Origin of the sequence: Ruegeria sp. SCSIO 43209, from assembly GCF_019904295.1 — a bacterium.
GTDB lineage: Bacteria > Pseudomonadota > Alphaproteobacteria > Rhodobacterales > Rhodobacteraceae > Ruegeria.
In genome coordinates, this window is record NZ_CP065362.1 from 1 (window position 1) to 25648 (window position 25648).

At 56.6% G+C, this 25648-nt stretch carries 20 protein-coding genes and 1 pseudogene; 11 read left to right on the plus strand and 10 right to left on the minus strand.

The window, feature by feature from the left end:
* Nucleotides 1-236: 236 nt before the first annotated feature.
* The gene (locus tag I5192_RS19540) at nt 237-1544 is read left to right on the plus strand and encodes an AAA family ATPase (protein WP_170423104.1); all 1308 of its coding nucleotides are present in this window, start codon (nt 237-239) and stop codon (nt 1542-1544) included.
* Nucleotides 1541-2647 (plus strand): ParB N-terminal domain-containing protein, encoded by a 1107-nt coding sequence (locus I5192_RS19545; protein WP_223118550.1) that lies wholly within the window; start codon nt 1541-1543, stop codon nt 2645-2647. The genes I5192_RS19540 and I5192_RS19545 overlap by 4 nt, the downstream gene beginning before the upstream one ends.
* 884 nt (nt 2648-3531) lie before the next feature.
* Here the strand turns inward: I5192_RS19545 and I5192_RS19550 are convergent.
* The 7 genes and pseudogenes from I5192_RS19550 to I5192_RS19580 all read right to left on the minus strand — a co-directional run.
* Nucleotides 3532-4374 carry a fumarylacetoacetate hydrolase family protein gene (locus tag I5192_RS19550; protein ID WP_170423108.1) on the minus strand — a complete coding sequence of 281 codons (843 nt, stop codon included), beginning with the start codon at nt 4372-4374 and terminating at the stop codon, nt 3532-3534.
* A 17-nt stretch (nt 4375-4391) separates the two neighbouring features.
* Nucleotides 4392-5147 carry an SDR family oxidoreductase gene (locus I5192_RS19555; RefSeq protein ID WP_223118551.1) on the minus strand — a complete coding sequence of 252 codons (756 nt, stop codon included), beginning with the start codon at nt 5145-5147 and terminating at the stop codon, nt 4392-4394.
* An 8-nt stretch (nt 5148-5155) separates the two neighbouring features.
* The gene (locus tag I5192_RS19560) at nt 5156-6658 is read right to left on the minus strand and encodes an aldehyde dehydrogenase (NADP(+)) (protein WP_223118552.1); all 1503 of its coding nucleotides are present in this window, start codon (nt 6656-6658) and stop codon (nt 5156-5158) included.
* A 12-nt stretch (nt 6659-6670) separates the two neighbouring features.
* Nucleotides 6671-7783, minus strand: a complete 1113-nt coding sequence (locus I5192_RS19565) for a fumarylacetoacetate hydrolase family protein (RefSeq protein WP_223118553.1) — start codon at nt 7781-7783, stop codon at nt 6671-6673.
* 1 nt (nt 7784) lies between these two features.
* Nucleotides 7785-8615 carry an amidohydrolase gene (locus I5192_RS19570; RefSeq protein ID WP_170394149.1) on the minus strand — a complete coding sequence of 277 codons (831 nt, stop codon included), beginning with the start codon at nt 8613-8615 and terminating at the stop codon, nt 7785-7787.
* A complete protein-coding gene (locus I5192_RS19575) occupies nt 8612-9040 on the minus strand; it encodes an RbsD/FucU family protein (protein ID WP_223118554.1) in 429 nt (142 codons plus the stop codon). The genes I5192_RS19570 and I5192_RS19575 overlap by 4 nt, the downstream gene beginning before the upstream one ends.
* Nucleotides 9030-9503: pseudogene (locus I5192_RS19580) on the minus strand (aldo/keto reductase); the annotation flags it as partial. The gene I5192_RS19575 and the pseudogene I5192_RS19580, both read right to left, overlap by 11 nt.
* Nucleotides 9504-9588: 85 nt before the next feature.
* On the opposite strand from I5192_RS19580, the gene I5192_RS19585 reads away from it, so the two are divergent.
* Nucleotides 9589-10611: an IS110 family transposase gene (locus I5192_RS19585; protein WP_223118424.1), complete on the plus strand. Its 1023-nt coding sequence runs from the start codon at nt 9589-9591 to the stop codon at nt 10609-10611.
* Nucleotides 10612-10831: 220 nt separating this feature from the next.
* Here I5192_RS19585 and I5192_RS19590 read toward each other — a convergent pair whose 3' ends face one another.
* Together I5192_RS19590 and I5192_RS19595 are read right to left on the minus strand one after the other, a co-directional pair.
* Nucleotides 10832-11434: an aldo/keto reductase gene (locus I5192_RS19590; RefSeq protein WP_255612236.1), complete on the minus strand. Its 603-nt coding sequence runs from the start codon at nt 11432-11434 to the stop codon at nt 10832-10834.
* Nucleotides 11431-12168, minus strand: a complete 738-nt coding sequence (locus I5192_RS19595; RefSeq protein ID WP_223118555.1) for a GntR family transcriptional regulator — start codon at nt 12166-12168, stop codon at nt 11431-11433. The genes I5192_RS19590 and I5192_RS19595 overlap by 4 nt, the downstream gene beginning before the upstream one ends.
* 84 nt (nt 12169-12252) lie before the next feature.
* On the opposite strand from I5192_RS19595, the gene I5192_RS19600 reads away from it, so the two are divergent.
* From I5192_RS19600 to I5192_RS19625, 6 genes are all read left to right on the plus strand, one after another.
* The gene (locus I5192_RS19600; RefSeq protein ID WP_223118556.1) at nt 12253-13806 is read left to right on the plus strand and encodes a UxaA family hydrolase; all 1554 of its coding nucleotides are present in this window, start codon (nt 12253-12255) and stop codon (nt 13804-13806) included.
* Between the two features lie 29 nt (nt 13807-13835).
* Complete coding sequence (locus tag I5192_RS19605) at nt 13836-15374, plus strand: sugar ABC transporter ATP-binding protein (RefSeq protein WP_255612237.1); 1539 nt, start codon at nt 13836-13838, stop codon at nt 15372-15374.
* Nucleotides 15371-16378 (plus strand): ABC transporter permease, encoded by a 1008-nt coding sequence (locus I5192_RS19610; RefSeq protein WP_170423121.1) that lies wholly within the window; start codon nt 15371-15373, stop codon nt 16376-16378. Before I5192_RS19605 ends, I5192_RS19610 begins: the two co-directional genes overlap by 4 nt.
* A gap of 47 nt (nt 16379-16425) precedes the next feature.
* The gene (locus I5192_RS19615) at nt 16426-17370 is read left to right on the plus strand and encodes an ABC transporter substrate-binding protein (RefSeq protein WP_170423123.1); all 945 of its coding nucleotides are present in this window, start codon (nt 16426-16428) and stop codon (nt 17368-17370) included.
* An 839-nt stretch (nt 17371-18209) separates the two neighbouring features.
* The gene (locus tag I5192_RS19620; RefSeq protein ID WP_170407417.1) at nt 18210-19460 is read left to right on the plus strand and encodes an aminotransferase class V-fold PLP-dependent enzyme; all 1251 of its coding nucleotides are present in this window, start codon (nt 18210-18212) and stop codon (nt 19458-19460) included.
* Nucleotides 19461-19481: 21 nt separating this feature from the next.
* A complete protein-coding gene (locus tag I5192_RS19625; protein WP_223118557.1) occupies nt 19482-21926 on the plus strand; it encodes an FAD-dependent oxidoreductase in 2445 nt (814 codons plus the stop codon).
* Between the two features lie 16 nt (nt 21927-21942).
* Here the strand turns inward: I5192_RS19625 and I5192_RS19630 are convergent, their stop codons facing one another.
* Nucleotides 21943-22830: a LysR substrate-binding domain-containing protein gene (locus I5192_RS19630; RefSeq protein WP_170423129.1), complete on the minus strand. Its 888-nt coding sequence runs from the start codon at nt 22828-22830 to the stop codon at nt 21943-21945.
* A 203-nt stretch (nt 22831-23033) separates the two neighbouring features.
* Between I5192_RS19630 and I5192_RS19635 the strand changes: the two genes are divergently transcribed.
* Nucleotides 23034-24389 carry an MmgE/PrpD family protein gene (locus I5192_RS19635; RefSeq protein ID WP_223118558.1) on the plus strand — a complete coding sequence of 452 codons (1356 nt, stop codon included), beginning with the start codon at nt 23034-23036 and terminating at the stop codon, nt 24387-24389.
* A gap of 16 nt (nt 24390-24405) precedes the next feature.
* Nucleotides 24406-25647, plus strand: coding sequence for an FAD-dependent oxidoreductase (locus I5192_RS19640; RefSeq protein WP_223118559.1), 1242 nt, complete (start codon nt 24406-24408; stop codon nt 25645-25647).
* Nucleotide 25648: the final 1 nt, after the last annotated feature.

The following is a 25648-nucleotide window of genomic DNA, read 5'->3' on the forward strand; positions in this document are numbered from 1 at the left end:
CCCCCTATATGCCGTATTTGCTTGAGTTGTGTCCCCCTAAATCTGGTAGGATATCCGAAGTCAGGAGGATCGCAGAAAGAAGCAGCGTTCCGAATCGGTCAGCACTAGATACGGCCATATTTTCTTACCCGTGGGTAACATCACAACCTTACAATAATTTCTTTTGCCAAATATGCAAATCGGGCGTAAATAACAAAAGAGAGAAAAATAACGTCCAGAAGAATGAGAACTGAGGCATGTACACGCACGAAGACCTGAATGCATTGCGCACCCAGTCCCTGAAATTGCAGGGCTGGATTCGCCAGCAGACTTTCAGCCCTGAGATGGAGAAGACGCTAAGGCGGTTCTCAAGCTGGGAGGTGTCTGAGCTGATCTTTAAGGTGAACCAATCGACTTTCCGAGGAAAGCTGGCTGCCGATCCTTCATTGCCGGGAGGCGAGGTCGAGCCTGATGGGCGGCAGCGTTGGTTTAGTCTGGAAGAGGTAAATGAGCTCAGGCGGCGGCTTAAGGTCAATCGCAAAGCGCTCACTCCCCCACGCCCTGCGGGCAAGCGGGCGGTTCGGGCCGCTGTTGCCAATTTCAAAGGGGGGGCTGGCAAGTCGACCGTGGCGTTGCATCTTGCGCACGCCGCTGCTCTGGACGGCTACCGAGTATTAGTGGTGGATTTTGACCCTCAGGCGACGCTCAGCCATTCGATGGGTCTGACCGATGTCGCTGAAGATTTCACCGTCTGGGGTATCATGGCGCGGGATCTGATCCGTGAAACCGAGCGCATGAATAACCGCCCTGCGGCTGCGGAGTCAGGAACCGCCCTGCCCCGCCGAGAGTTACCACCTTCCATCACGGATATGGGCCTCGGCGAACTGCGCATTTCTGATTTTATCAAGCAGACCTCATGGTCAACGATTGATGCGATCCCTTCTTGCGCCAATGCTGCTTTCGTCGAATTCGCATCAGCACAATATCGGCACCTGAATCCTGAGTGGTCTTTTTTTGCAGCTGTGTCTCGCTATCTGGATCAAATACCGAATGATGCTTATGACCTGATTCTGTTCGATTGCCCGCCTGCGATAGGATACCAATCGATGAATGCGGTGTTCGCAGCAGACATGTTGTATATCCCGTCGGGGCCCGGATACTGGGAATACGATTCAACCACCTCATTCATTGGACAGTTGGCTGAAGCCCTCGAAGATCTGGCCTATGGTTTCGACAAGACCTTACCCACGGGTAAGATTGGTTTACCCAAGACATTCTGCGAAATTCGGTTTTTGCTTACGCGCTACGAACCGGGGAATGCACTGCACACAGCGATGTATGACGCATTCCGCAAAGTCTTTGGTGAGCACCTCGCCGAGCACCCGGTCGAGATGACGCGCGCGGTCGAGCAATCGGGTCGATTCCTGAGTTCAGTTTATGAGATGGATTACCGTGAGATGACGAGGGAAACCTGGCGTCGCGCGCGTTCGACATTTGATAATGTTTATGATGAATTCCGGGGCGTCATGCTATCGGCCTGGGACAAGCTGGAGGATGACGTATGAGCCGAAAACGCAGAATGTTCGATATCGATATGCCAGCGATGGAAGAAATCCCGGTTGGCAAGGTTCCGGATAAAGCGCTTGAGAAAAGGCGCGGACCGATGGCTACTGCAATCTCCGAGAACGCTAATGCGCTACGCGACCAGCAAACTACCGAAGATGCAATCAGGGTCGAAAATGACAGGTTAGCGCACGAGCTTGTGCGACTACGTTCAGAAGGGTATGTTACTGAGCAGATCGCATTGGCGGATGTTGTTACCGAGCGCCTGACGCGCGACCGCAAGCCTGGCCCTGATCCTGAGTTGGATGAGTTGAAGGCTTCTATTCAGGATGTGGGTCTTTCGAACCCGATCCGGGTCGAGCGTCGCAACGATGGACGCTTTGAGTTAATTCAAGGAATGCGCAGATTATCGGCATTTCGCGCATTACTTGAGGAAACTGGCGACGCGCGATTTGCGACGATTCCGGCCGGTGTTTCTGACGTTGCAGAGCTGGATGATAGCTATCGTCGCATGGTCGATGAAAACCTGATCCGAAAGGATATCTCGTTTGCGGAAATGGGCGCGCTTGCGCGTGCCTATGCGCAAGACCCCGCCAATGATTGTCCGGATGTCGACAAAGCGGTTTCAACCTTGTTTAAATCTGCAAGCTATACCAAGCGCAGCTATATACGGGCGTTTGCGAGTTTGCTGGCCATGTTGGAAAAGGTTCTTATGCACCCAAACGACATTCCACGGAATGTGGGCGTTGAACTCAAACGAAAGCTCGACTCTGATCCTGGATTGATCCGACAAGTCAGTGCGGCTTTGGTGAGTGAACCAAATCGCGACAGCGTGCGCGAAGTGGCCATTCTTCGCGATTTTCTCACAATCGAAAATGCGACCGCCGCTAAGCCAAAGGCTGAAGCCGTAGGTAAACCACGCCGCGCGAAGACAACGTTTCAGGTAAGGGGCAGGGCAGGGATTGCAAAATGTTCTGCATCCAGCGGAAGGATCGAACTTCGCTATGATCTCGACTTTACTCGTGTCGATAGGGCTAAATTAGAACGTGCTGTGGCCACCTTGATCGAGGATCTGCGAGAAGAAGACGATCTTACCCACGGGTAAGACGGGCTTAGCGAGATAGATCCGAAGCGCGGCGCTGGTTAATCTCAGCGCCGTTTTTTGCATAAAAAGACCAATCGTGTAATACGGTACCCTGGGAGACCATCTAAACGCTTAGCTTTTACCGCCCGGCCTCAAATTCTTGTTTTGTAGTTCGGGCAGGTACGTTCCGAGCAGAGTTGACGAATACAAGTTCAGGCCATCAGTAGAAGGTTTCTTAACGTATTGATATGGAACTAGGGCAGATAATCTACAATTTATGTAGTTGGTCGCGGCTGAACAGATACACAGTTTTCGCGGCAGGGCAGGGCAGGGACGACGCGATCGCTTCTATCTTCGAGCGCCCCGGCACTACATTTCATCGGGAAGACCAACATAGCGTACCGAAACATATTCGAGGCGCGTGAGCAAATAACGGATTGGCCGTGAGCACCTATCAATGATGGATATGATTGTGCTGTGGCTTGCCAAAGAAAAGGCGGCGATGGGTTGAATGATTGACCGAGTAGAAGGTCATTTGGGCGTAGTGTGCAAAATACTTTAATAAGTATTATTAAGAGCTGTATCGGTCTGCCTACTTTAACGCGAAGGGCACCCATCTTGCCGGCTTGGGGGCCTGCTGAATCGTGACTTAAGGACAGGCTTTGTCAAAGCTTGCAAAAAAATAAAGACTCTTCTCAGTATTGAAACGCCCGAAGCAACTAGGAAGATGTTCGGTAAAATGATCCGATACAACAAATACCGGATTAATCGCGCGAGAAGCGCCTAAAAGATTATATACTGGCCTGATAGATAATCAGTATACGGGCGGCGTTATCTGAGACAAAACCTTCTCGCTTACTTTTGTTGCTTCAAGGCTAAATATGGTGTTCGCCAACAGCGCGCTCTCATCCCTGGATGACGTTCTGACGTTGCGTGCCCAGCCCCTGAATACCAAGCTCCATTTTGTCGCCGGGATTCAAGTAGGTCTGCGGGTTCTGTCCCATACCAACACCCGGGGGTGTGCCTGTAGAAATCACGTCACCGGGTTGCAAAGACATAAATTGCGACAGATGCGAGATGACCGTCGCTACGCCAAAATGCATCGTTTTGGTTGATCCGTCCTGATATCGGTGCCCGTTTACCTCAAGATACATCGGAAGGTTCTGCGGGTCGGGGACTTCGTCTCGTGTTACCAGCCAGGGGCCAATTGGGCCGAACGTGTCCGCAGACTTTCCTTTGACCCATTGGCCAGAGCGATGAAGCTGAAAGTCACGTTCTGACAAATCGTTCACTACGCAGTATCCGGCGACGTGGTCTATGGCTTCCGCCTCAGAGACATATTTGGCCTCTTTGCCGATAACGACGCCCAGCTCAACTTCCCAATCGGTTTTGACCGATCCGCGCGGGATTTCTACGGTATCGTCGGGGCCGGCGATGGCCGAGGTGGCTTTGAAGAAGATCACGGGCTCAGCAGGCAATTCCATGCCGCTTTCTGCTGCGTGATCGGCATAATTCAGGCCAATGCATATGAACTTTCCAACATTGCCAACGCAAGGACCGATGCGCGGGTTGCTGTCTACCAATGGCAGGCTGGCCAAATCTAGTGCGCGCAGCTTTTCAAGAACGACATCGCCAAGAGTATCGCCCGAGATATCATCCACTACACCGGAAAGGTCGCGAACCGAGCCGTCTGAGGCCAATATGCCGGGTTTCTCAGCGCCCTTCGGGCCATAGCGTAGTAGTTTCATTGTCAGGTCCTTCCTGCTCAGATCGTCCAGCCGCCATCTATGGCAAAGGGCTGGCCCGAAGTGTATTTGCTGGCATCACTGGCCAAATACAGAGCCAGTTCAGCGATCTCCTCCGCTGTGCCAATACGGCCCATCGGTTGACGGGCGATGAAATCAGTCATTGCCTGCTCATAATCCCCGGTGGTGCGAAGCCGGTCATGCAGGCTGGGGCTGTCCACCGTACCTGGACAAATCGCGTTGCACCGAATGCCCTGGGTCACAAAATCGGCTGCCACAGACTTGGTCAGGCCAATCACCGCTGCTTTTGACGCGCAATACGCAAATCGGTTGGGCACGCCTTTCATGGACGATGCAACCGACGACATATTGATGATCGATCCTCCGCCTGCTTTCAGCATTCCGGGTAGAGTCAGTTGGATCAGTCTGAACATGGCCTTTACGTTGAGGTCAAAGCTGAAATCCCAATCCTTTTCAGTGCATTCAAGAATTGACCCCCCCGCTACATAACCTGCGCAGTTAAACAGAATGTCCAGTTGCGGCAGATTGACCGCTGCATCTGTAACGGCCTTATCGTCCATTACGTCCAGTTGCAGCGGTTCGATACCCGGAATACCGCCCAATTCGGCAAGCGCAGCATCGTTGATGTCGCTGGCTATCACCCGTGCGCCTTCGGCAGCGAATAATTCGGCGGTTGCACGGCCAATGCCTTGGCCAGCTGCTGTGATGAGAGCGGTCTTATCTGCAAGCCGGTTGGATGGGTTGATTGTCGACATGAACAACCTCACAATTTCTCGGGTAGAAGCTCGGATGGGATGTCCTGATAACAAACCGGCCGCAGGAAACGGCGTATCGACAATGTTCCCACGGATGTTGCGCCAAAGCTGGTTGAGGCGGGGTAGGGGCCTCCGTGAACCATGCTGTCGCAAACTTCGACCCCGGTCGGAAAGCTGTTGGCCAACAATCGCCCAGCCTTTCGTTCAAGCAGCGGTAGCAGTGCCTGAGCGTCCGCTTTGTCACCTGCGTCCAGATGTAGTGTGCAGGTCAACTGCCCTTCGATGGCCCGCGCGATCTGTTGCATCTGAGAGCTGTCGTTCACGAGCACGATGATGCCCAATGGTCCGAAGACTTCTTCTTGCAGCTCCCGATTGGCGAGCCAGTCATCACCTGAAACAGTGAACAGGTATGGGGCCGCATCGCGTGACTTGCGGCTTGTGCCGATAATCTTCGATACACCGGTACCAGCAGCTACACGCGAAACTCCGTTTCGGTATGCCTCCGCAATTCCATCGGTCAGCATTGTCTGCTCGGCCACCGAAGACAGGCCAGCCTCTGCCGCTGCTTGAAACGCGTCAGCATCCGGACCTTCGATGATCACGGCGATACCGGGATTGGTGCAGAACTGTCCAGCGCCCATGGTTAGGGACGCGGCCCAGCCATTGCCGATTTCAGCACCGCGCGCGGCCGCCGCTTTCGGCAGTATGAACATCGGATTGATTGAACCCAGTTCGCCAAAAAACGGAATGGGTTCATCGCGTTGCGCGCATAAATCGAACAGCGCCCGTCCACCTCCGAGGCTGCCCGTAAAGCCAACCGCCCGGATCAAGGGATGTTGCACCAATCGCGTGCCCACATCCCGTTTGCCACCCTGTACCAATGAAAACACTCCGGGATGAATCCCTGTCGCTTTGATGGCGGCGTCGATTGCCTGGGCGACAATTTCGCCAGTGCCGGGATGGGCCGAATGGCCTTTGACAACGACAGGGCATCCTGCGGCTAATGCTGCGGCTGTATCACCCCCTGCGACTGAGAAGGCCAATGGGAAGTTCGAAGCGCCGAACACCGCAACAGGACCCAGCGGGCGCTGTATCATGCGCAGGTCGGGGCGGGGCAGGGGTGCACGATCCGGCATGGCCGGGTCATGGCGCATGTCCAGGTAATCGCCCGCTTCGATGTGATCGGCGAAGAGGCGCAGCTGGCCGACGGTACGGCCACGTTCCCCCTGCAGGCGTGCCTCGGGCAAGCCGGTTTCCTGCGTACCGATTTCGGTGATGGCATCCCCGCGGGCATCAATCTCATCTGCGATCTTGCGCAACAGCGCGGCACGTTCGGTACGCGAGGACCACCCGAAAGTGGCAAATGCCGACTCTGCTGCCTCCACTGCGCTATCAATCATCGCCGCTGTCCCCACAGAAAAGTCATGGCTTGGTCCATGCGCTGGTTCCGACGCAAAAGTAGTGTCTGCGCCGATCCATTCGCCAGCAATCAGGTGTTTTCCGGTCAACATATTCGTTCTCTCTTACAGCAGGCCGCGATGGGCGAGGTTTCGCATCAGGTGTGAGGCCCCAAAGGACCATTCGGGGCATTCCGTCGACAGGCGCACGGTGTTTGTCAGCGCTCCAAGGCGCGTATTGGAGATAGTGACGACATCGCCAATTTTGTGAGTGAACCCACCGCCAGGTGTGTCACGGTCTTGGGTCGGGGCGAACAGAGTGCCAAGGAAAAGCATCAGCCCATCAGGATATTGGTGATGGCGCCCGATAGTCTGCTTCACAAGGTCTGCAGGATCGCGACTGATCTGGGACATAGATGAGCTTCCGTTCAGCACAAATCCATCCGATCCGGTCACGGTTAGCGCAAGTTCAGCCTGGCGTACATCGTCCAGTGTGAACCCATCATCGAACAACCGGATCATCGGTCCGATCGCGCAAGAGGCATTGTTGTCCTTTGCTTTGCTCAGCAATAAAGCCGAACGACCTTCAACGTCACGCAGGTTGACGTCGTTCCCCAGCGTAGCGCCCTTAATCTCGCCCTTAGAAGTAACGGCCAGAACGACTTCGGGCTCGGGGTTGTTCCAGGTCGAAATCTGGTGAAGACCGATTTCTGAACCAAACCCGACCGAAGACAAAACTTGTGCTTTGGAGAACACCTCGGCATCGGGGCCGATCCCGACTTCCAGATACTGGCTCCAGAGGCCTTCAGCGATCAGTGCTTCTTTGACCTCTGCGGCCGCGTCCGATCCAGGTACGATGTTCGAGAGGCTGTCTCCGATCCGGTCTCCGATGCGCGCCCGGATCGCGTCGGCTTTGGCAGGATCACCGGCGGCTTGTTCCTCGATTACGCGTTCGACCATGGACCCGGCAAATGTGACACCACAGGCCTTGACCGCCTGCAGGTCACACGGGGCCAGCCATTGGTGGTCGGCGTCCAAAGGGCCGATATCTTCACCTTGAGCGTTGCGCACATGATCTGCTTCATCGTCGCGTTCCAGAATGTCCCTGACAGTTGGTGCCGTTTTTGACGTGATATCGATAATCCGCCCATTGCGCAGGGTCACCACGCTGGGGCCGATTCCACCGCGCTCAATACGGCCGAGCCACAGCCCGTTCGAATCCAATGTACCTATGGTCATTTTAATTCCTGAGGTTGTAGGCGCGGGCGGCGTTGCCACCCATTATTGCCTGTCGTTCTGCGCTGCTCAGATGTTTCAGCAACATGTCGGTGGTTTCACACCAGCGCTCATAGCTACTGGCCAAGGTGCAAACTGGCCAATCGCTACCCCAGATCAGACGCGATGGACCGAAGGTGTTCAGCAGGTGATCCACGTACGGGCGCAGATCGTCGATCGTCCAGTCTTTAGCAGCCTCAGTCACAAGGCCTGAAAGCTTGCACCATGCAGTTGTATCTCGGGCCAATGCGGTCATGTTGTCGGACCAGTCACCCAAGATTGCGTCTTTGATCAGCGGTTTCGAGCCATGGTCGACGACTACACGCATTTTCGGATGGCGTTCCAGAAGTTGTCTGAGCGGGCCCAGATGTTGGGGCAAGGTCAATGCATCGAATGTCAGGTCATGCCGTTGGACAGCCTCGAAAGCTGGAGGCAGCGTGTCGCCGAGCATCCACAGAGGGTCAGCGATGTCCTGTATCATCGGACGAAGACCGACCAGTGCCGGATGGGCGTCTAACGCAGAAATCTGTGAGCCAACATCATCGGCTTCAAAATCAACCCAGCCGACAACACCTTTGATAAACGCATTCTGGTCGGCCAGCGAGAGCATGTATTCCGTCTCAGCCACAGTGGGCGCCGCCTGGACAAGGACTGTGCCATCGATCCCGGCAGCCTTAAGCAGGGGCATTAGATCGTCCGGCGTGAAATCCCGGTAGATCGTGTCCAGATCGGGCGTCAGCCAGCCATAGTCGCAGCGCGCCAAAGCCCAGAAATGCTGATGCGCGTCGATCCTCATGCGATCACACCCTTTTTCAGGATGATGTTGCCATAAAGCCTGCGTTCGCCCGTTTGAACGATGGCAAACGCGTTGGCCGCACGCTCGTAGAATGCAAACCGTTCCAAGCCCTGAACTTTGGCCGGGTTGTCGGCGGTCCTGTCGATGATGCGTTGAAAGTCCGCGACTGCGTCGGGAACCGCCTCTGCGTCGCCGACAACCTGCATGGTCAACGCCGGATCAGGAACGAACGTATCCAAAGGCATCACAGAAAGTACGGCCTTCAACATTTCACTGGCTGTAGACCCATCGGCCCGGATGCAGTCTGGTCCCATGCTGGCGCCCGGAAAATTTGCATCTGCAATAACAATCTCATCCCCGTGGCCCATGGCCCTGAGGGTGAAAAGCAACTCCGGCGAAAGGATCGGGTCGATGTTACGCAGCATCAGCTGTCTCGCTTGGCAGTGGCGCATCAGGTCGGATCAGGCCTTCGGACCGCAAGTCCGACCACAGACCGGAAGAAATGTTGCGCTCCATTAGTGCCACGTTGGATTGTACTTCGGATGCGTTTACGGCTCCGGGAACTACTGTTTTGACGCAAGGATGACCCAGAACAAATTGCAGTGCTGCAGCAATCAACGGAGTGTCGTGCGCCGCGCAAACGGCTTCGATTTTGCGGACCCGGTCCAGAATGTCTTCGGGCGCGTCAGCATAATTGTACTTGGCGCCGGGCACTGCTCCGGTCGCGAGAATGCCTGAATTGTAAGGTCCTCCGAGGATGATTCCGACATCGCGCTGCTCGCAGAGTGGCAGGAAACTGTCGAGGGCCTCTTGTTCAAGCAATGTATAGCGCCCAGCCAAAAGGAACCCGTCGAAGTCGCCCAGCCCAAGAAGTTTCTCGCAAACCTGATGGGGTGGATGGCTCCTGCTTCAACCGGCGTCGCAATGCGCCATAGTGCAGGTGTCAAAATCTGCTTATGAGAGGAGCCACCCCATGCAAGTTACCACAATCGGCGTTGATCTCGCCAAGAACGTTTTTCAAGTTCACGGAATCTCCGCAACCGAGGAAGTTGTTTTCAACAAACCGTTGCGGCGGACGCAGTTTCTGCCGTTCTTTGCCAAGTTGGAGCCCTGCCTAATTGGCATGGAATCCTGCAGCAGTGCACACCATTGGGCGCGCGAACTCGCGGCATTGGGCCATGATGTGCGATTGATCCCGCCGATGTACGTGAAGCCATACGTCAAACGCGGGAAGTCAGACGCCATTGATGCCGAGGCGATCTGCGAGGCTGTGACCCGTCCGACCATGCGCTTTGTTGCGATCAAGACAGTCGAGCAGCAATCATTGCTGTCCCTACATCGGGCGCGTGATCTTCTGGTGCGCCAGAGAACGCAACTCATCAACAATCTGCGTGGTCTGGTTGCCGAGTTTGGTATTTTTATCCCACGAGGGTTCGCCAGGGTAATTGGGTTTGCTGAAGACATAACTCTGGGTGAGGTTCTTGACCTACCTGACATTGCCAACGAAGTGATCCACAATCTGTGCGAGCAGCTCATGGCATTGCACAAGCGGATCCGCTGGTACGAAGAGCGCCTCAAGCAGGTGGCCAAAGAAGATGAACGCGTACGCCTATTGCGTACGATCCCTGGTGTTGGCGCTGTGACGGCCTCCGCGATCATTGCCAGCATCGGTGACGGGCACCAGTTCCGCAATGGTCGAGAGTTCGCAGCCTGGCTTGGTCTGACGCCCGCGAACAAATCCAGCGGCGGCAAGGAGAAGCTGGGACGGATCACCAAGATGGGCGACCAGTATCTGCGATCGTTGTTAGTTGTCGGCATGACATCATTGGTCCGACAAACTAGGTCACACCCCGAACGCGCCAGCAAGTGGCTGACATCACTACTCGAACGCAAACCCGCCCGCGTTGCGACCGTCGCCATGGCCAACAAAACAGCCCGGATCGTCTGGGCGGTGCTCACCCGCAACGAACCTTACAGCCCACGCGCTGTAGTCTGAGACGAAAGGAACATCGAGTTAGCAAGACCCGCGAGATGATGGTGCATAAGTCAGCCGCCAAAACCAGGACACCCCGCCGAATGGCCCGGGCGTTACAGCCCGCTAACCTGTAAGGGACCTGGTTTGCGGAACCCATCAAGGCCAGCGGTCAAAACCGCGCAAACAGGCCGGACACATGACTGCTTCTGACAAACGCACAAATCAGATCAAAAATGTCTTGCTATGCAGGAGCCATCCACACATGCCATTCGTTTACACCTGCGCCGATTGCTGCGATTTCACCCGCATCGCGCAGCTCGGTCAAAGCCTTGTAACCTCCGCCATCAAACAGTTCACGCACCTTGGCGTCCGAAACCTCTTGGCTGCCCTGGCTGAAGACACAGACATCATGGACCAGAAGAATGTCAGAATTGGCGACACCGATCCTGTTGCGGCTTGCCTCGTAAGACCGCATTACGCCGTCATAGGTATAGTCAAACACGATCCGTTTCTGCGGTACATCGACGAAAGCTTCGGGCGTTACTTCATGCGGTTCGCAATCCAGTAACAGGCGACCGATCTTGGTTGAAAGCTGGATGTTTTCGCGCCCGAACCGACCAATCGCCTGCCCAAACCGATGCTCTGATCGGCCAAGCCCGTATTGCGGCGCTGTGTCGAAAAACCGGATGCCTGCGTCAAAAGCGGTCTGCAATGCCGCCTGCGCGTCCTCGTCCGAGACTTTTCGGTACAGGTTCCCCAATGGTGCCCCACCGAACCCCATGCGGGTCAGGGGAACGGGCCGCGTGGTCCGGTTGTTCAGTAATTCTGTTTGGGAAACGGTCATCCTGCCTCGCTATTCAGCTGTGGGGTGAGGTTGAACAGATGCGGCTTCAGTTGCTCCAACTGCTCAATGCGCGGCATCAACTGCCCGAGGTGGGCGCGCATAGCGACCTGCGCGGCCTGTTCGTCGCGATTGCTGATTGCTTCGAAAATGGCCCTATGTTCCTCTAGTGTCTCGGCAATTCTGCCGGGGGTGGGCAGCAACAGCATGCGTGCGCGGCTGACCTGTAAGGAAACGGTTTGGGCAACGTCGGCGAGGCGGCGGAAGCCTGTAAATTCCATCAGAAGACTGTGGAACTCTTCATCGGCCTGATAAAAGCCCGGGATATCATCATCCATGATCAACAGTTCCTGCAGACGCATGTTGCGGCTTAACCTTTTACGCTGAACGTCGGTTATGTCGCGCGCGACTTTGGCGACAGTTGCAAGTTCAAGCGCTTCACGCAGGAATACGCCTTCGCGGATCTCGTCCATCGAAAAGTAGGATACGCGAGTGCCTGATTGCGGCACTACATCCACCAGCCCTTCCGAGGCCAAACGCGCAATCGCATCGGCCACAGGTGCGCGCGACACACCCAATCTTTCACACACAGGTGCCTTCCTGAGGTTCGCTCCGGGTGGGAAGTCCAGCGAGAGAATCGCCTGCTTCAATGAGTGGTGAACCCGCTGAGCGAGCGGTCCTTCGATCGTTGTGATCTCGGGCAACAGTTCGGCATCAATATCTTGGTATTTGTTCATACTGCATAAGTTAGCATTCTAACATGTTAGTTGACAAGTAGAGATATTGGATTTAGCAACATTGACCAAGCAAGTGGAGAAGAGATGCGAGCGAACGGCGGCATAAACGTTTTGGAAGAGGCGACTCGCGATGTCGTAAAGCTAAATCCGCAGGACAACATCGTTATTGCTTTGCGTGACTTGCAGGCGGGTGAGCAGCCGGCACATGTTCCCGTGCAATTGGCTGCGCCCGTTACCCGCGGCCACAAGCTAGCCGTGTCATCAATCCAATCTGGCGAGAATATTGTCCGCTACGGTCAGATCATCGGGCAGGCCAAATGCGATATAGCGCCTGGCGAACATATCCATGTGCACAACCTTGGCATGGGGGCGCATCAGCAGGACTATGCACATGCCAGCGCCAACACCCCGCTGCCTGTTCTGACTGAAAAGCGTACATTCGACGGATACCATCGATCTGACGGTAAAGTGGGAACCCGAAACTACATCGGGATTCTAACCACCGTGAACTGCTCGGGTTCGGTAGCGCGTTTTATCGCCGACGCAGCGGAAAAGACCGGGTTGTTGGAAAGCTATCCCAATGTTGACGGTGTGGTCCCGATTGTGCACGGGACCGGATGTGGAATGTCCAGCAAGGATGAGGGCTATGCTACCCTGTTTCGGACGTTGGCCGGCTATGCACAGCATCCGAATTTCGGGGGTATTCTGCTGATCGGTCTGGGCTGCGAAGTCATGCAGGTGGCAGATCTTGTCGGCGGTCGACCAATCCGCGCTGACGGTGCGCTGCGTTATATGACCATTCAGAACGAGGGCGGAACACGCCGCACTATCGAACGGGGGCTGGCGGAGTTGCGCGGCATCGCCCATCTGGCCAATCAAGCCGAACGCGCCCCGGCTCCGATCAGTGCCATCACGGTCGGTATGCAATGCGGCGGCTCGGACGGGTATTCTGGGATAACCGCGAACCCGGCGCTGGGGTATGCGTCGGATTTACTTGTGCGCCATGGAGGAACAACGATCCTGTCGGAAACCTCGGAAATCTACGGTGCCGAACACCTGCTGACCCGGCGGGCCGAGACTGTTGAGGTGGGTGAAAAACTGATCGAACGCATCCACTGGTGGGAGGACTACACGGCCCGAAACGGCGGTGAGATGGATAACAACCCAAGCCCCGGCAACAAGCGCGGGGGGCTCACAACCATTCTTGAGAAATCGCTTGGTGCCGTAGCTAAGGGAGGCACCGCGCCACTGCGAGACGTCTACAAATTCGGTGAGATGATCGACAAGAGCGGGTTTGTCTTCATGGACAGCCCCGGTTTTGATCCGTGTTCGGTCACCGGGCAAGTCGCTTCGGGTGCGAACCTGATCGTGTTTACCACTGGGCGTGGTTCGGTCTCTGGATATCAGCCAACGCCCTGCATCAAGCTGGCCACCAATTCCGAAATGTATGCCCGCATGGCCGAAGATATGGATCTGAACTGCGGTGACATCGTGACAGACGGGATCAGCATCGAGAGCAAGGGCGAAGAACTGTTCGAAATACTGATCCGCGTCGCCTCAGGCAAGAAAACCAAAAGCGAGGAACTTGGATTTGGGGGCGTTGAATTCGTCCCCTGGCAAATTGGTGCGGTGATGTAAACCGCGTTGGTCCAAGGGGAGAGGGGCAAATGGGAGGCAATAAAAATAGACTGGTCGAAATGACGGGGATTGATAAGTTTTTCCCCGGCGTGCACGCGCTGAAATCCGTGCAATTCGATCTTGAACCGGGTGAAGTTCACGCGCTGATGGGCGAGAACGGTGCCGGCAAAAGTACGTTGATGAAAATCCTGTCGGGTATTTATCAACGTGACGGCGGGACCTTGAAGATCGAAGGGCGCGAAGTCAGCCCGACAACCCCGCGCGAGGCGCAGGATCTAGGTATAGGGATCATCCATCAGGAATTGAGCCTGATGAACGACCTGACCGTAGCCCAGAACATTTTTATCGGACGCGAACCGCGTAAGAGCTTTGGCCGTTTGGACGAGGCGGCGCTGAATGCGCAGACTGCCGAAATCTTTGCTTCGATGAACCTCAGCCTTGATCCCAAGGCGTTGGTTGGCAGCCTGACCATCGCAAAACAGCAAATGGTCGAGATCGCCAAGGCACTGTCCTTTCGGTCCAAGGTGCTCATCATGGACGAGCCAACAGCGGCCCTGAATGACGCCGAGATTGCTGAGCTGTTCGTGATCATCCGCCGCCTCAAGGCTGAAGGTGTAGGCATCGTTTACATTAGCCACAAGATGGACGAGCTGAAGCAGATCTCGGATCGCGTGACGGTTATGCGCGATGGGGAATATGTCGGAACAGTTGGGGCTGCTGAAACCCCGATCAGCCAGATCATCGCCATGATGGTGGGCCGAGAGGTCAAGGAAGAACCGCTGGACGTGCCCGATCTGGGTGATGCGGAGATGTCTCTGCAGATCACCGGGCTGAGCCGGAGCAACGAAATTCAGGACGTCAGTTTCTCGGTCCAAAAGGGTGAAATTCTGGGCTTCGCCGGTCTTATGGGCGCAGGTCGCACCGAGGTCGCGCGCGCCATATTTGGGGCCGACCCCAAGGATAGCGGAGAAATCCGGGTACATGGTCAGGTGGTGTCGATCAAATCACCCACCGACGCCGTCAAAGCGGGGATTGGATACCTGTCCGAGGACCGAAAGCACTTCGGTCTCGCCACTAGTATGAATGTACGCGACAACATCGCGCTTGCCTCGATGGACCTATTCACCGGCGCAGGCGGGGTTCTGCACGATGGTGAAATCAGCGACACCGCCAAAAGCTACATCCAGCAATTGGGCATTAGAACGCCATCGGATGTGCAGGAGGTTCGCCTGCTGTCAGGCGGCAATCAGCAGAAGGTTGTCATCGCCAAATGGCTGCTGCGCGACTGCGATATTCTGATCTTTGACGAACCGACCCGCGGTATCGACGTCGGCGCGAAATCCGAGATTTACAAGTTGCTGGAAGAACTGGCAGGGCAGGGCAAGACGATCATCGTGATCTCGTCTGAACTGCCCGAAATCATGCGCCTCAGCCATCGCATCGCCGTGATGTGCGAAGGGCGGCTGACCGGCATTTTGCCCGGCGGAAAAGACACAACTCAGGAAGACATCATGCATCTGGCCACGCAACGTGCGGCGGCGATGCAGGTAACAGGGACAGTCCAATGACCACAGCAACCGACATCGAAAAGAAAAAGCCACTATCGGGCCTCGCGGACAGTGGCGCCTATCAAAAGCTGTTGGCCTTTGCCAGTTTGATCGTCCTGCTGATCGGATTTTCTATTGCGTCGCCGAATTTCATGCAGACATCGAACATGATCGCCATTCTGCAGGCGACATCAGTGAATGGCGTTCTGGCCGTCGCCGCGACGCTGGTCATTATCACCGGCGGGATCGACCTTTCAGTCGGAACACTGATGACCTTCTGTGCTGTGATCGCCGGGGTGGTCCTGACATATCTCGGCATGCCCTTGCTGTTGGGTGTGGCCGCAGCCATAGCGGCGGGCGCATTTTGCGGACTTTGCTCGGGCACTTTCGTAGCGAAAATGAAAATTCCGCCATTCATTGCGACGCTTGGAATGATGTTGATCCTCAAAGGCCTGTCGCTGGTGATCTCGGGCACGCGACCAATCTACTTCAATGATACGCCGGGCTTCGATCTGATTTCGCGCGGGTCGCTGATCGGAGAGGTTTTCCCGTCGCTGCCCATCCCCAATGGGGTCTTGATCCTGTTCCTGGTTGCCATCGCGGCCTCGTACATTCTGGGGCGCACGGTTCTAGGCCGGTACACCTTTGCACTTGGCTCAAATGAGGAAGCAGTGCGCTTGTCCGGCGTGAACACCGACATGTGGAAGATGCGCATTTACGCTCTGGCCGGCGCGATCTGCGGCATCGCCGGAATCCTCATCGCCTCGCGCCTGAATTCCGCACAACCGGCATTGGGACTGGGTTACGAGCTGGAGGCGATCGCAGCTGTGGTGATCGGCGGCACCTCCTTGTCCGGTGGACGCGGGACGATCCTGGGTACGCTGATCGGTGCGCTTATCATGGCCGTGCTGACCAACGGATTGCGCGTGCTGTCCGTTGCGCAGGAATGGCAGACCGTTGTGACCGGCGCAATCATCATCCTGGCCGTCTATGCCGATATGGCACGGCGCAAGAAATCGGGATGACCTAGCAGCTAATTCAAAGACCAAAACGACCAACTGGAGGAGAAAACATGTTATCACGTCGTTTCATTCTGGGTGCGCTGAGTGCAGCCACCCTGGCAGGACCCGCCTCGATGGCGGCAGCCGAAGAGATCTACATCCCGCTGGTATCCAAAGGCTTCCAGCATCAGTTCTGGCAGGCCGTGAAGTCGGGTGCGGAGCAGGCGGCTGACGAATTTGATGTCACCATCACATTCGAAGGCCCGGACAATGAGACTATGGTGGACCGTCAGATCGACATGCTGGCTGCCGCTCTGGCCAATAATCCAAAGGCAATCGGTTTTGCCGCGCTGGACAGCCAGGCTGCTATCCCGCTTTTGAAACAGGCCAACAAAAAGGGCATTCCGATTATCGCCTTCGACAGTGGTGTTGATAGCGATATTCCGCTTTCAACCGCGACAACGGACAACCTGGCGGCAGCAGGGTTGGCAGCAGACAAGATGGCTGAAAAAATCGGGGGCAAAGGGAAGGTTGCTGTTGTCGCCCATGACCAGACAAGCCGCACAGGTATTGATCGTCGCGACGGTTTCGTCAATCGCATGGCTGAGAAGTATCCGGATATTGAAGTTGTCACGGTTCAGTACGGCCAGGGCGACCACCTGAAATCGACCGAAGTCACCAAGGCGATCCTGACTGCTAACCCTGATCTAAATGGTATCTTTGGCACCAACGAAGGCTCAGCTATTGGTGTTGTAAACGGTGTTCAGGAGCTGGGCACCGAGGGTTTGGTGATCATCGGTTATGATAGTGGCAAGGCCCAGAAAGACGCAATCAAGAGCGGTCTGATGGCGGGTGCGATCACGCAAAACCCTGTGGGCATCGGCTATGAGACTGTGAAAGCAGCGGTTGCGGCTCTGAATGGGGAAGAGGTTCCAGGTCTGATCGACACAGGCTTCTACTACTACGATGCCTCGAATATTGACGACCCGAAGATCTCGGCCGTTCTGTACGACTAAAAGTACTTATTAACACTGTCCGGCCTGCCTTTTTGGTGGGCCGGACAACCAATGTTCATCGTTCAGGTGAATTATGTCAGTTTTTGCGGGGCAACGGCGTTTGGGTCGCAACACCGGTCTGTCGCTGCTCTGCGCATGTCCTTGGTGCGTCGATGATGGGTTTAAGCCTAATTAGCAGAAATTTTGGCAAATTGATTTAATACTCGAAGTCTGGACATAAGCTAACCTGTTGCAGACGATTAACTTTTCAGCTTTCAATCAGCAAGCTCTATACACCAATATGTTACAAGCTATTGACCATCGACGAATGCGCCACCAGCGCGGGAGTGGTTCGCGGTATCGCCGCGTCGAAGGCAAGTTCGTGATCTCTTACAATGGCGATTAGTCAGGTCTGAAAGGCGTGACGAAATCCCAAACTGCTGTAAACAAATGCATGATTCGCTATCAATCTAAATACCCCTGCCGATATGGGAATATCTGGAATGCAGGATGCATGCCCGCTTCTACGATGTCTGGTTTGTGATGGCGGTACAGGCTGCGCCAATGAGGTTGGATCGTCACTCTCTCAACACCGTCCTGCAAAGCGATGTCTCTAGAACAACGCTCAGGTTACAAACCGTCGGCCTGACCAGCGGTTTCTCAACCGAGCGAAGGCATGCTTGAGGGTGTGATCGGGCCGACGAATCTGAAATTCGCGAACCACATTGTTCTTGTGGCTGAGTTCTCTTGGCTCGATGGTCTCAATTTCCACCCACAATGCCCCAAGTTTTTTTGTGAGTAGTTTTGCAAAAGGGCGCATATATCTTGCCAGAATGACATTTTCGCAGGAATGGTTCCCGATGACTAAGATCACTCCAGAATTGCTTGAACAAATCCGTGCCCGATTTGCGCAGGTCGACCACTGCCCGCAGCAGGGACCGCGTATTTTCTTTGAAAACGCGGGTGGCGCGCTGACGCTGAATTCGGTTGTGGGCACCTCGCAGGCTTATGCTGCGATCCCTGACAATCAGGGCCGCGACAACCCGGGAAGTCACGAACTGGTGCGGGTAATCAACAAGGCCAAAGAAGATATGGCCGTGTTCATGAACGCCCCCGGTGGCCAGTTCTTTGTCGGCGAAAGCGGGACCGAGCTGCTGTTTCGTTTGATAATGAACGCCTGTCTGGGCACAGGCACCGGTCGGGTGCTTGGCACAACGCTGGAACATCCCGCGACCCGAAGCGCTTGCGCGCGTTGGGCCGGGGTGGCCGGGCAAGATCATGTTCTGGTGGTCCATGACGACGCCACAGGCACCGTCACCGCAGATGCTTATGCGGCGCAGGTAACGCCGGACACAAAGGTTGCGACTATCGTGCACACCTCGCCGGTGACCGGTATGGGCGTGGATGTAGCGGCTGTGGCTGCCGAGATCCGCGCCGTTGCGCCCAATTGCTTCATCATAATCGACGGTATCCAGCACGCCGCGCATGGCCGGATCGACCTGACCGCCTATGATGTCGATGGCTATGTGATCTCGCCTTACAAGGTGTTCTCGCGCCATGGTTACGGGGTGGCCTGGATTTCTGACCGGCTGACCAAGCTGCCACATAACAGCTTGATCGACGGCCCCGCCGACAATTGGGAAATGGGGACGCGTGATACCGGCTCTTACGCTACAATGTCTGACGTAATCAGCTATTTCGAATGGCTGGGCGCACAGGTCAGCGACGCCACCGACCGGCGCGCAAAATTCGTCGCTGCCGGAGAGGCGATCCATGAGCAGGAAAAAGCGTTGACTGATGCGATGATCCGCGGAACCGGCAACCTGCCCGGGCTGGCCGAGATGGAGAAGGTGACCATTCTGGGCGGTGTCGATAACCCAGCACGCGAGGGGCTGGTGTCACTGCAGGTCGAGGGCGTGCCGTCGGTCGATGTGGTCAAGCAACTGAACGAACAAGGCATCCGTACGCATTTGCGCAAGGCCGATCACTACTCGGGCAACATCTTGACACCGCTTGGCATGGACAGCTGCGTGCGTGTTTCGATGTGCCACTACAACAGCGTCGCCGAAGTGGCCCAGTTTCTGGGTGCAATGAAAACCATCGCCGCCTGAGGCATTTGAGAGGGGAAGCACATGAAAACGCATGCGCAAGCGGTTGTAATCGGCGGCGGCCTAGCCGGCTGTTCAATTCTGTATCATCTCGCCAAGTTGGGTTGGACCGATGTGGTCCTGCTAGAGCGGGACGAACTGACCAGCGGCTCGACCTGGCACGCGGCGGCTAACATTCATGGGCTGCATGACAACAACAATATCACCCGCATCCAGCACTATACGATGAATCTGTATAAAGAACTGGAACAGGAAACCGGTCAAAGCTGCGGCGTGTTCCAGCCCGGTTCGCTCTATTTGGCGCAAACCGAAGAACGCGAGCATCAGCTGCGCCTGCAGGAAGCCAAGGCTAAATTTTATGGTTTGAACTTCCACGAGGTCAGTCGCGAGCAGGCCAAGGAACTGCACCCGCTGGCGCAGTTCGACGATATCCGCTGCATCATGTATGAACCCGATGGCGGCAATGTGGATCCCTCGGGCGTGCCCCACGCCTATGCTGCCGGTGCCCGCGCCATGGGAGCAACCATAGAACGGTTCTGTCCGGTACTAGGTACGGATCAGCAACCCGACGGGTCTTGGATCGTGCGTACCGCAAAGGGCGATATTCACACGCAATGGGTGGTGAATGCCGCTGGTCTTTGGGGCCGCGAAGTTGCGGCGCTGGCGGGGCTGACTCTGCCGTTGCAACCGACCGAGCACCAGTACTTCGTGACTGAATCCATCGAAGAAGTTGCCAATCTGGGCCGTCGCCTTCCGTCAATTGCAGACCGGGATGGCGAGTACTATTTCCGTCAGGAAGGCAACGGATTGCTGATCGGGGCCTATGAGAAGGACATGAAGTTCTGGGCCGAGGACGGTACGCCGCTGGACTTTGCTCATGACCTGTTCCCCGACGATTTGGATCGGATCATGGAAAACGTGATCCGCGCTACCGAACGTGTGCCAGTTGCCGCCACCGCAGGGGTCAAACGGGTGATCAACGGGCCGATGATCTGGTCTCCGGACTCCAGCGCCTTGTGGGGTCCGGTGCCCGAACTGAAGAACTATTTCCTCTGCGGCGGACTGATCCCGGGTTTCTCGCAATCGGGTGGTTTGGGCCTGCTGGCGGCGCAGTGGATGATCGAGGGCGAGCCGCAATACGACATGTTTGCATGGGATCTGGCCCGCTTCGGCGACTGGGCCGACAAAAAATTCACCAAGGCACGGGTTGAGGACCAGTATACCCACCGTTTTGCCATCCACTTCCCGAACGAGGAGCGTAGTGCAGGTCGCCCCGCCCGAGTCCGCCCTGCCTTTGAAATGCAGAAAGACATGGGCTGTGTCTTTGGTCTGAACTGCGGCTGGGAGCATCCCCTATGGTTCGCCGATCAGCCCGGCGTGCAGGAAACCAACGGCTTCACACGCCAGAACTGGTGGGAGCCGGTGGGACGTGAGGTACAGATGCTGCGGGAGAATGTGGGCGTCATCGACATATCGAATTTTGCGAACTACATCATCAAAGGACCCGGTGCGCAAGATTGGCTGGATCGCTTGGTCGCCAACCGCGTACCCACCGTGATCGGGCGGTCTTGCCTGACGCCGCTGATCTCTGTGCGTGGCGGCGTGGCTGGCGATTTCACCATAACCAAGGTGGCCGATGACGAATACATGATGATCGGATCGGGCATGGCCGAGCGCTATCATCAACGCTTTTTCAACATGATCGACCTGCCAAAGGACACAACCCTCGAAGTCGCCACCGACCGCATAGCCGGGTTCAACGTCGCCGGTCCGAAAGCGCGTGACCTGCTGCAGCGGCTGACCAATGCAGACCTGTCGAACGAGGCGTTCCGCTTTATGCGCTCGGCCACAATCGAGGTTGCAGGTGTCACCTGTCTGGCCATCCGCGTCAGCTTTACCGGCGATCTAGGGTGGGAGTTGCACTGCGCCGAAGAAGATCAGACCCGCCTGTACGCTGCGCTTCTGGATGCGGCCAAGCTGCTGGATGGCGGCCCCGTTGGCGGCCGCGCGCTGGGGTCGTTGCGGATCGAAAAAGGTTATGGCTCTTGGGGCCGTGAGTATTCGCAGGAATACTGGCCGCAAGAGGTCGGGCTGGCGGGCCTGATCAAGCTAGACAAGGATTTCCTGCACAAGGATGCGTATCTGTCGGTCAAGGACAACGCCGCGCGCGAAGTGCTGTCAATCTTCGAGGTCGAAGTCTCCGAGGATGCCGACGCTACCGGCGGTGAGCCGATTTTTACCCCGGATGGTACCCCGGTTGGCCGCGTGACATCCGGTGCATACGGCTATTCGGTCGGCAAATCGCTAGCGCTTGGCTATTTAAACCCTGAGGTCGCACAACCTGGTGATACGGTCGAAGTGTTCATCCTTGGCAAGCCCCATGAAGCGAAAATCCTGTCCGAGCCTCCCTTTGATCCGGATGGAAACCGCCTGCGCGATGTTAAACCGGCACTGGAAGGGGCTGCCTGAGCAGCCCCGTTGCAGGTCAGCGGTTCATGCTGGCGGCGGCGTTTAGTAGCCAGTCCTGAAACAGCCTGACCGACGGTGAAACGGGTTTTTCCTTGAGACGCACGAAATAGGCCCAGGGGCTGTCCAAATCGAATTCGAACGGTTCGATCAGCAGCCCCCGGTCCACATAAGACCCGGCCAGAGAGCGGGGTAGGGCGACGCAGCCCAACGACTTCGCCGCCATCTCCATTGCCAGATTTGAAGCGTTGGTCCGCAGCCCTTCCTTCTGGTTCAGGTCTGCCAGATCAAAATGACGTGCGACCCGTTCCCAATAAGCTGGACGACCCAGAATATGGATCAGAGGTGCCTCTTGCAGTTGTGCCGGATCGGTTAGCTGCGCGCCATTGACTGTGAATTCGGGTGCACACACGACCGCAAGCTTTTCGGCCCACAGCTGCCGTGCGCCCACCGTCACATCGTCAATATGATTGACCGTTATCGAAATGTCCGAGACGTTCGGCTCGACATCAATCCAGACGGTGCCGTGTACCGTCAGGTCGATATCCGGGTGCTGGTCGCTAAAGCCCCGGATTACGTCCGGTAGCCAATTCTCGGCCAGGCTGACCGGGCAAGACACGACGACTTTGCGGGTGTGTGACCGCTGGATGACCGATTGTGTGGCCACGTCAATCTCATGCAGAGCATGCCGCACTGAAGGCAGATACGCCTCGCCCACGTCGGTCAGCGACAATGACCGGGCATGGCGCACGAACAGAGGCCGCTGCAAAAACTCTTCGAGCGAACGCACATGGTTGCTGACGGCGGATTGGGTGCAGTTCAGCTCATCTGCCGCGCTGGTAAAGCTGAGGTACCGGGCGGCGGCCTCGAAGGAGCGCAGGAAGATCAGGTGGGGCAGGTTCATCATGGCGACATTTTCCTGGGCGGGCGGATGGGTGGTGCGCCGGGAATCCTGTTTCGCGGCGGGAATTGATCTGGTTCATATGCTACAATGGAGCGGAGCCAAAGCTACAAATTTTCCGGGGCCATTGCCCTCGTATTGTTTTCGTGCTGCGATGGGCAAACACACTTAGGTTTTGGCCGAACCCGAAACCTCATCTGTAGGGCATCGTGACCAACACATTTCAAACTATCGCAAAGTTTGCGCTAAATCGAAGGGTGCAGGATTTCCCCGACAGCGCGCTCGAAGCGGCGGCACTGATGCTGCTGGACACGATGGGGATCACCATCGGGTCCGGACCGATGCAGGCCGGTCAGATCGCGCGTGACAGCGCAGTGGCGCTTTACGGTGCGGGCGATCCGGGCCTCAGCGCACGGATGCTGTTCGATGGCCGCAAGGTTAGCGTTGCCGGCGCGGCTTATGCCGCTGCGACTCAGACCGATAATCTGGATGGCCATGACGGCTATAACCCCACCAAGGGCCATATCGGTGTTGCCGTTGTGCCGGCTCTGGCGGCTTTGGCGGAAACGGTCGCGGATTTTTCCGGCCCCGAGGCGTTGGCGACCGTAACTATTGGATACGAAATCGCCGGGCGCGCCGGGATTTCGTTGCATGACACAGTCAGCGACTACCACACTTCCGGCGCATGGAACGCGTTGGGAGTTGTGGCCGTTGCCGCCCGTCTGCGCGGGCTGAGCGCGGAACAGATGCGGCAGGCCATGGGCATCGCCGAATATCACGGGCCGCGCAGTCAAATGATGCGCGAGATTGCCAACCCCACCATGCTGCATGACGGCTCGGGCTGGGGCGCGCTGGTGGGTGTATCCTCGGCAGTGCTGGCCGAGAAGGGATTTACCGGCGCGCCGGCGATCACCATAGAGGCGGATGAGGTCGCGCATCACTGGCGGGATCTGGGCAGCTTCTGGCAGATGGAAAATCAATATGTGAAGCCCTATCCGATCTGTCGTTGGGCCCATGCAGCGATCGACGCCACCAGGGCGCTTATGCGTGAATATGGCTTGTCTCATCAGGACATTGCCGCGATTCAGGTGAACACTTTCCACGAAAGTGCCTGCCTGTTTCAGGGTATGCCGGATGACACTTCGAAGGCGCAGTATTCGCTGCCCTTCGCTGTGGCGACGATGGTGGCGCACGGCCGTATCGGGGTCGAGCATATCACCGGCGCGGGCCTCTCCGATCCGCTGGTCGCGGCGATTGTCGACCGTATCTCGGTGGCCGAGACCGCGCGCCATTCCGACCGCTTTCCTCAAAGCCGCGTTGCTGATGTCGTCATGACCTTGACGGATGGGCGGGAACTGGCGTCGGGCGACGTCCACGCGCGCGGCGGGCCCGAGGCACCCATGGACCGTGACGAAGTGATTGCCAAGTTCATGGAGTTCGCCACTCCACCGCTGGGGGTCAGCCGTGCCGCCGCCATACGCGACGCGGTTCTGGGGTTGCAGTCGCCGGACGCCAAATTCTCGGATCTCGGCGCGCTGATTCATGACGCCGCTGACAACCGCTGAAATCAGGACAACAAAAATGCCGCTAAGGCTGCTGAAATACGGGCTATCCGCCGATTACCCTGTCACCGGAGACATTCCGGCCACGCCAGAGCTTAAATCCAGTTACGATGTGGTCATCGTAGGTGGTGGCGGCCACGGACTGGCCTGTGCCCACTACCTATCAAAGTATCACGGCATCACCAATGTGGCTGTGCTGGAAAAGGGTTATCTGGCGGGCGGCAACACCGCGCGGAACACCACTACCATCCGCTCGAACTACATCACCAAAGAGGGCATCGCGTTCTACAAGGAAGGTGTGCAGCTTTACGGGAAGATGAGCGAAGAGCTGGATTTCAACGTCATGTTCAGCCAGCGCGGTCAACTGACGCTGGCCCATACCGAGGCGACGCTACGCTCGTTCCATCTGCGGGCCGAGATGGGTAAACACGCGGGCACCCGGATCGAGGTCGTTGATGCGCAGACGGTCAAGGACCTGTCCCCGCATCTGAATATGGATGAAGGCGGGCCGCTGGAAATCATCGGCGGTTTGTGGCACGCCGATGGAGGCACTGCGCGGCATGATGCGGTGGCCTGGGGCTATGCAGCGCAAGCCAGTAGGCGCGGGGTGGAAATTCATCAACGTACCGAGGTTGAAGGGTTCGACACTGCCGGTGGCAAGATCACAAAAGTGCGCACCAATCGCGGTGATATCAGTGCCGGGCAGGTGATGATTGCTGTCGGGGGCATGAACTACGACATGGCGATGAAAGCCGGGGTAGAATTGCCGATCCGTTGCTATCCGTTGCAGGCGATGGTCACGCAGCCGCTGAAACCGTGGCTGTACACGCTGGTCAGTTCGGTCAGCCTGCACACCTATCTGGTGCAGTCATCGCGAGGCGAGATCGTGATCGGCGGTGGCTCGGACCCTTATCAGCTGTATTCCACCCGCTCGACACTGGACATGAAAGAACATCTGGCCGAAGGCGCGGTACATTTGTTCCCGTTCCTGCACGGGGTGCGTCTGCTGCGACAATGGGCCGGGATTACCGACATGACGCCCGATTACTCACCCATCATGGGTGCCAGCCCATTGTCCAACCTATGGCTAGATTGCGGTTGGGGCACTTGGGGGTTCAAAGCCACTCCGGTGGCGGGCAAGTACATGGCGCAGTCCATCGCCAACCAGAAGGTCGCGCCGATACTCGAACCCTTCACAATGGAGCGTTTCGCCACCTTTGATCTGCTCAATGAAATGGGCGCAACTGCCGCGAGCCACTGAC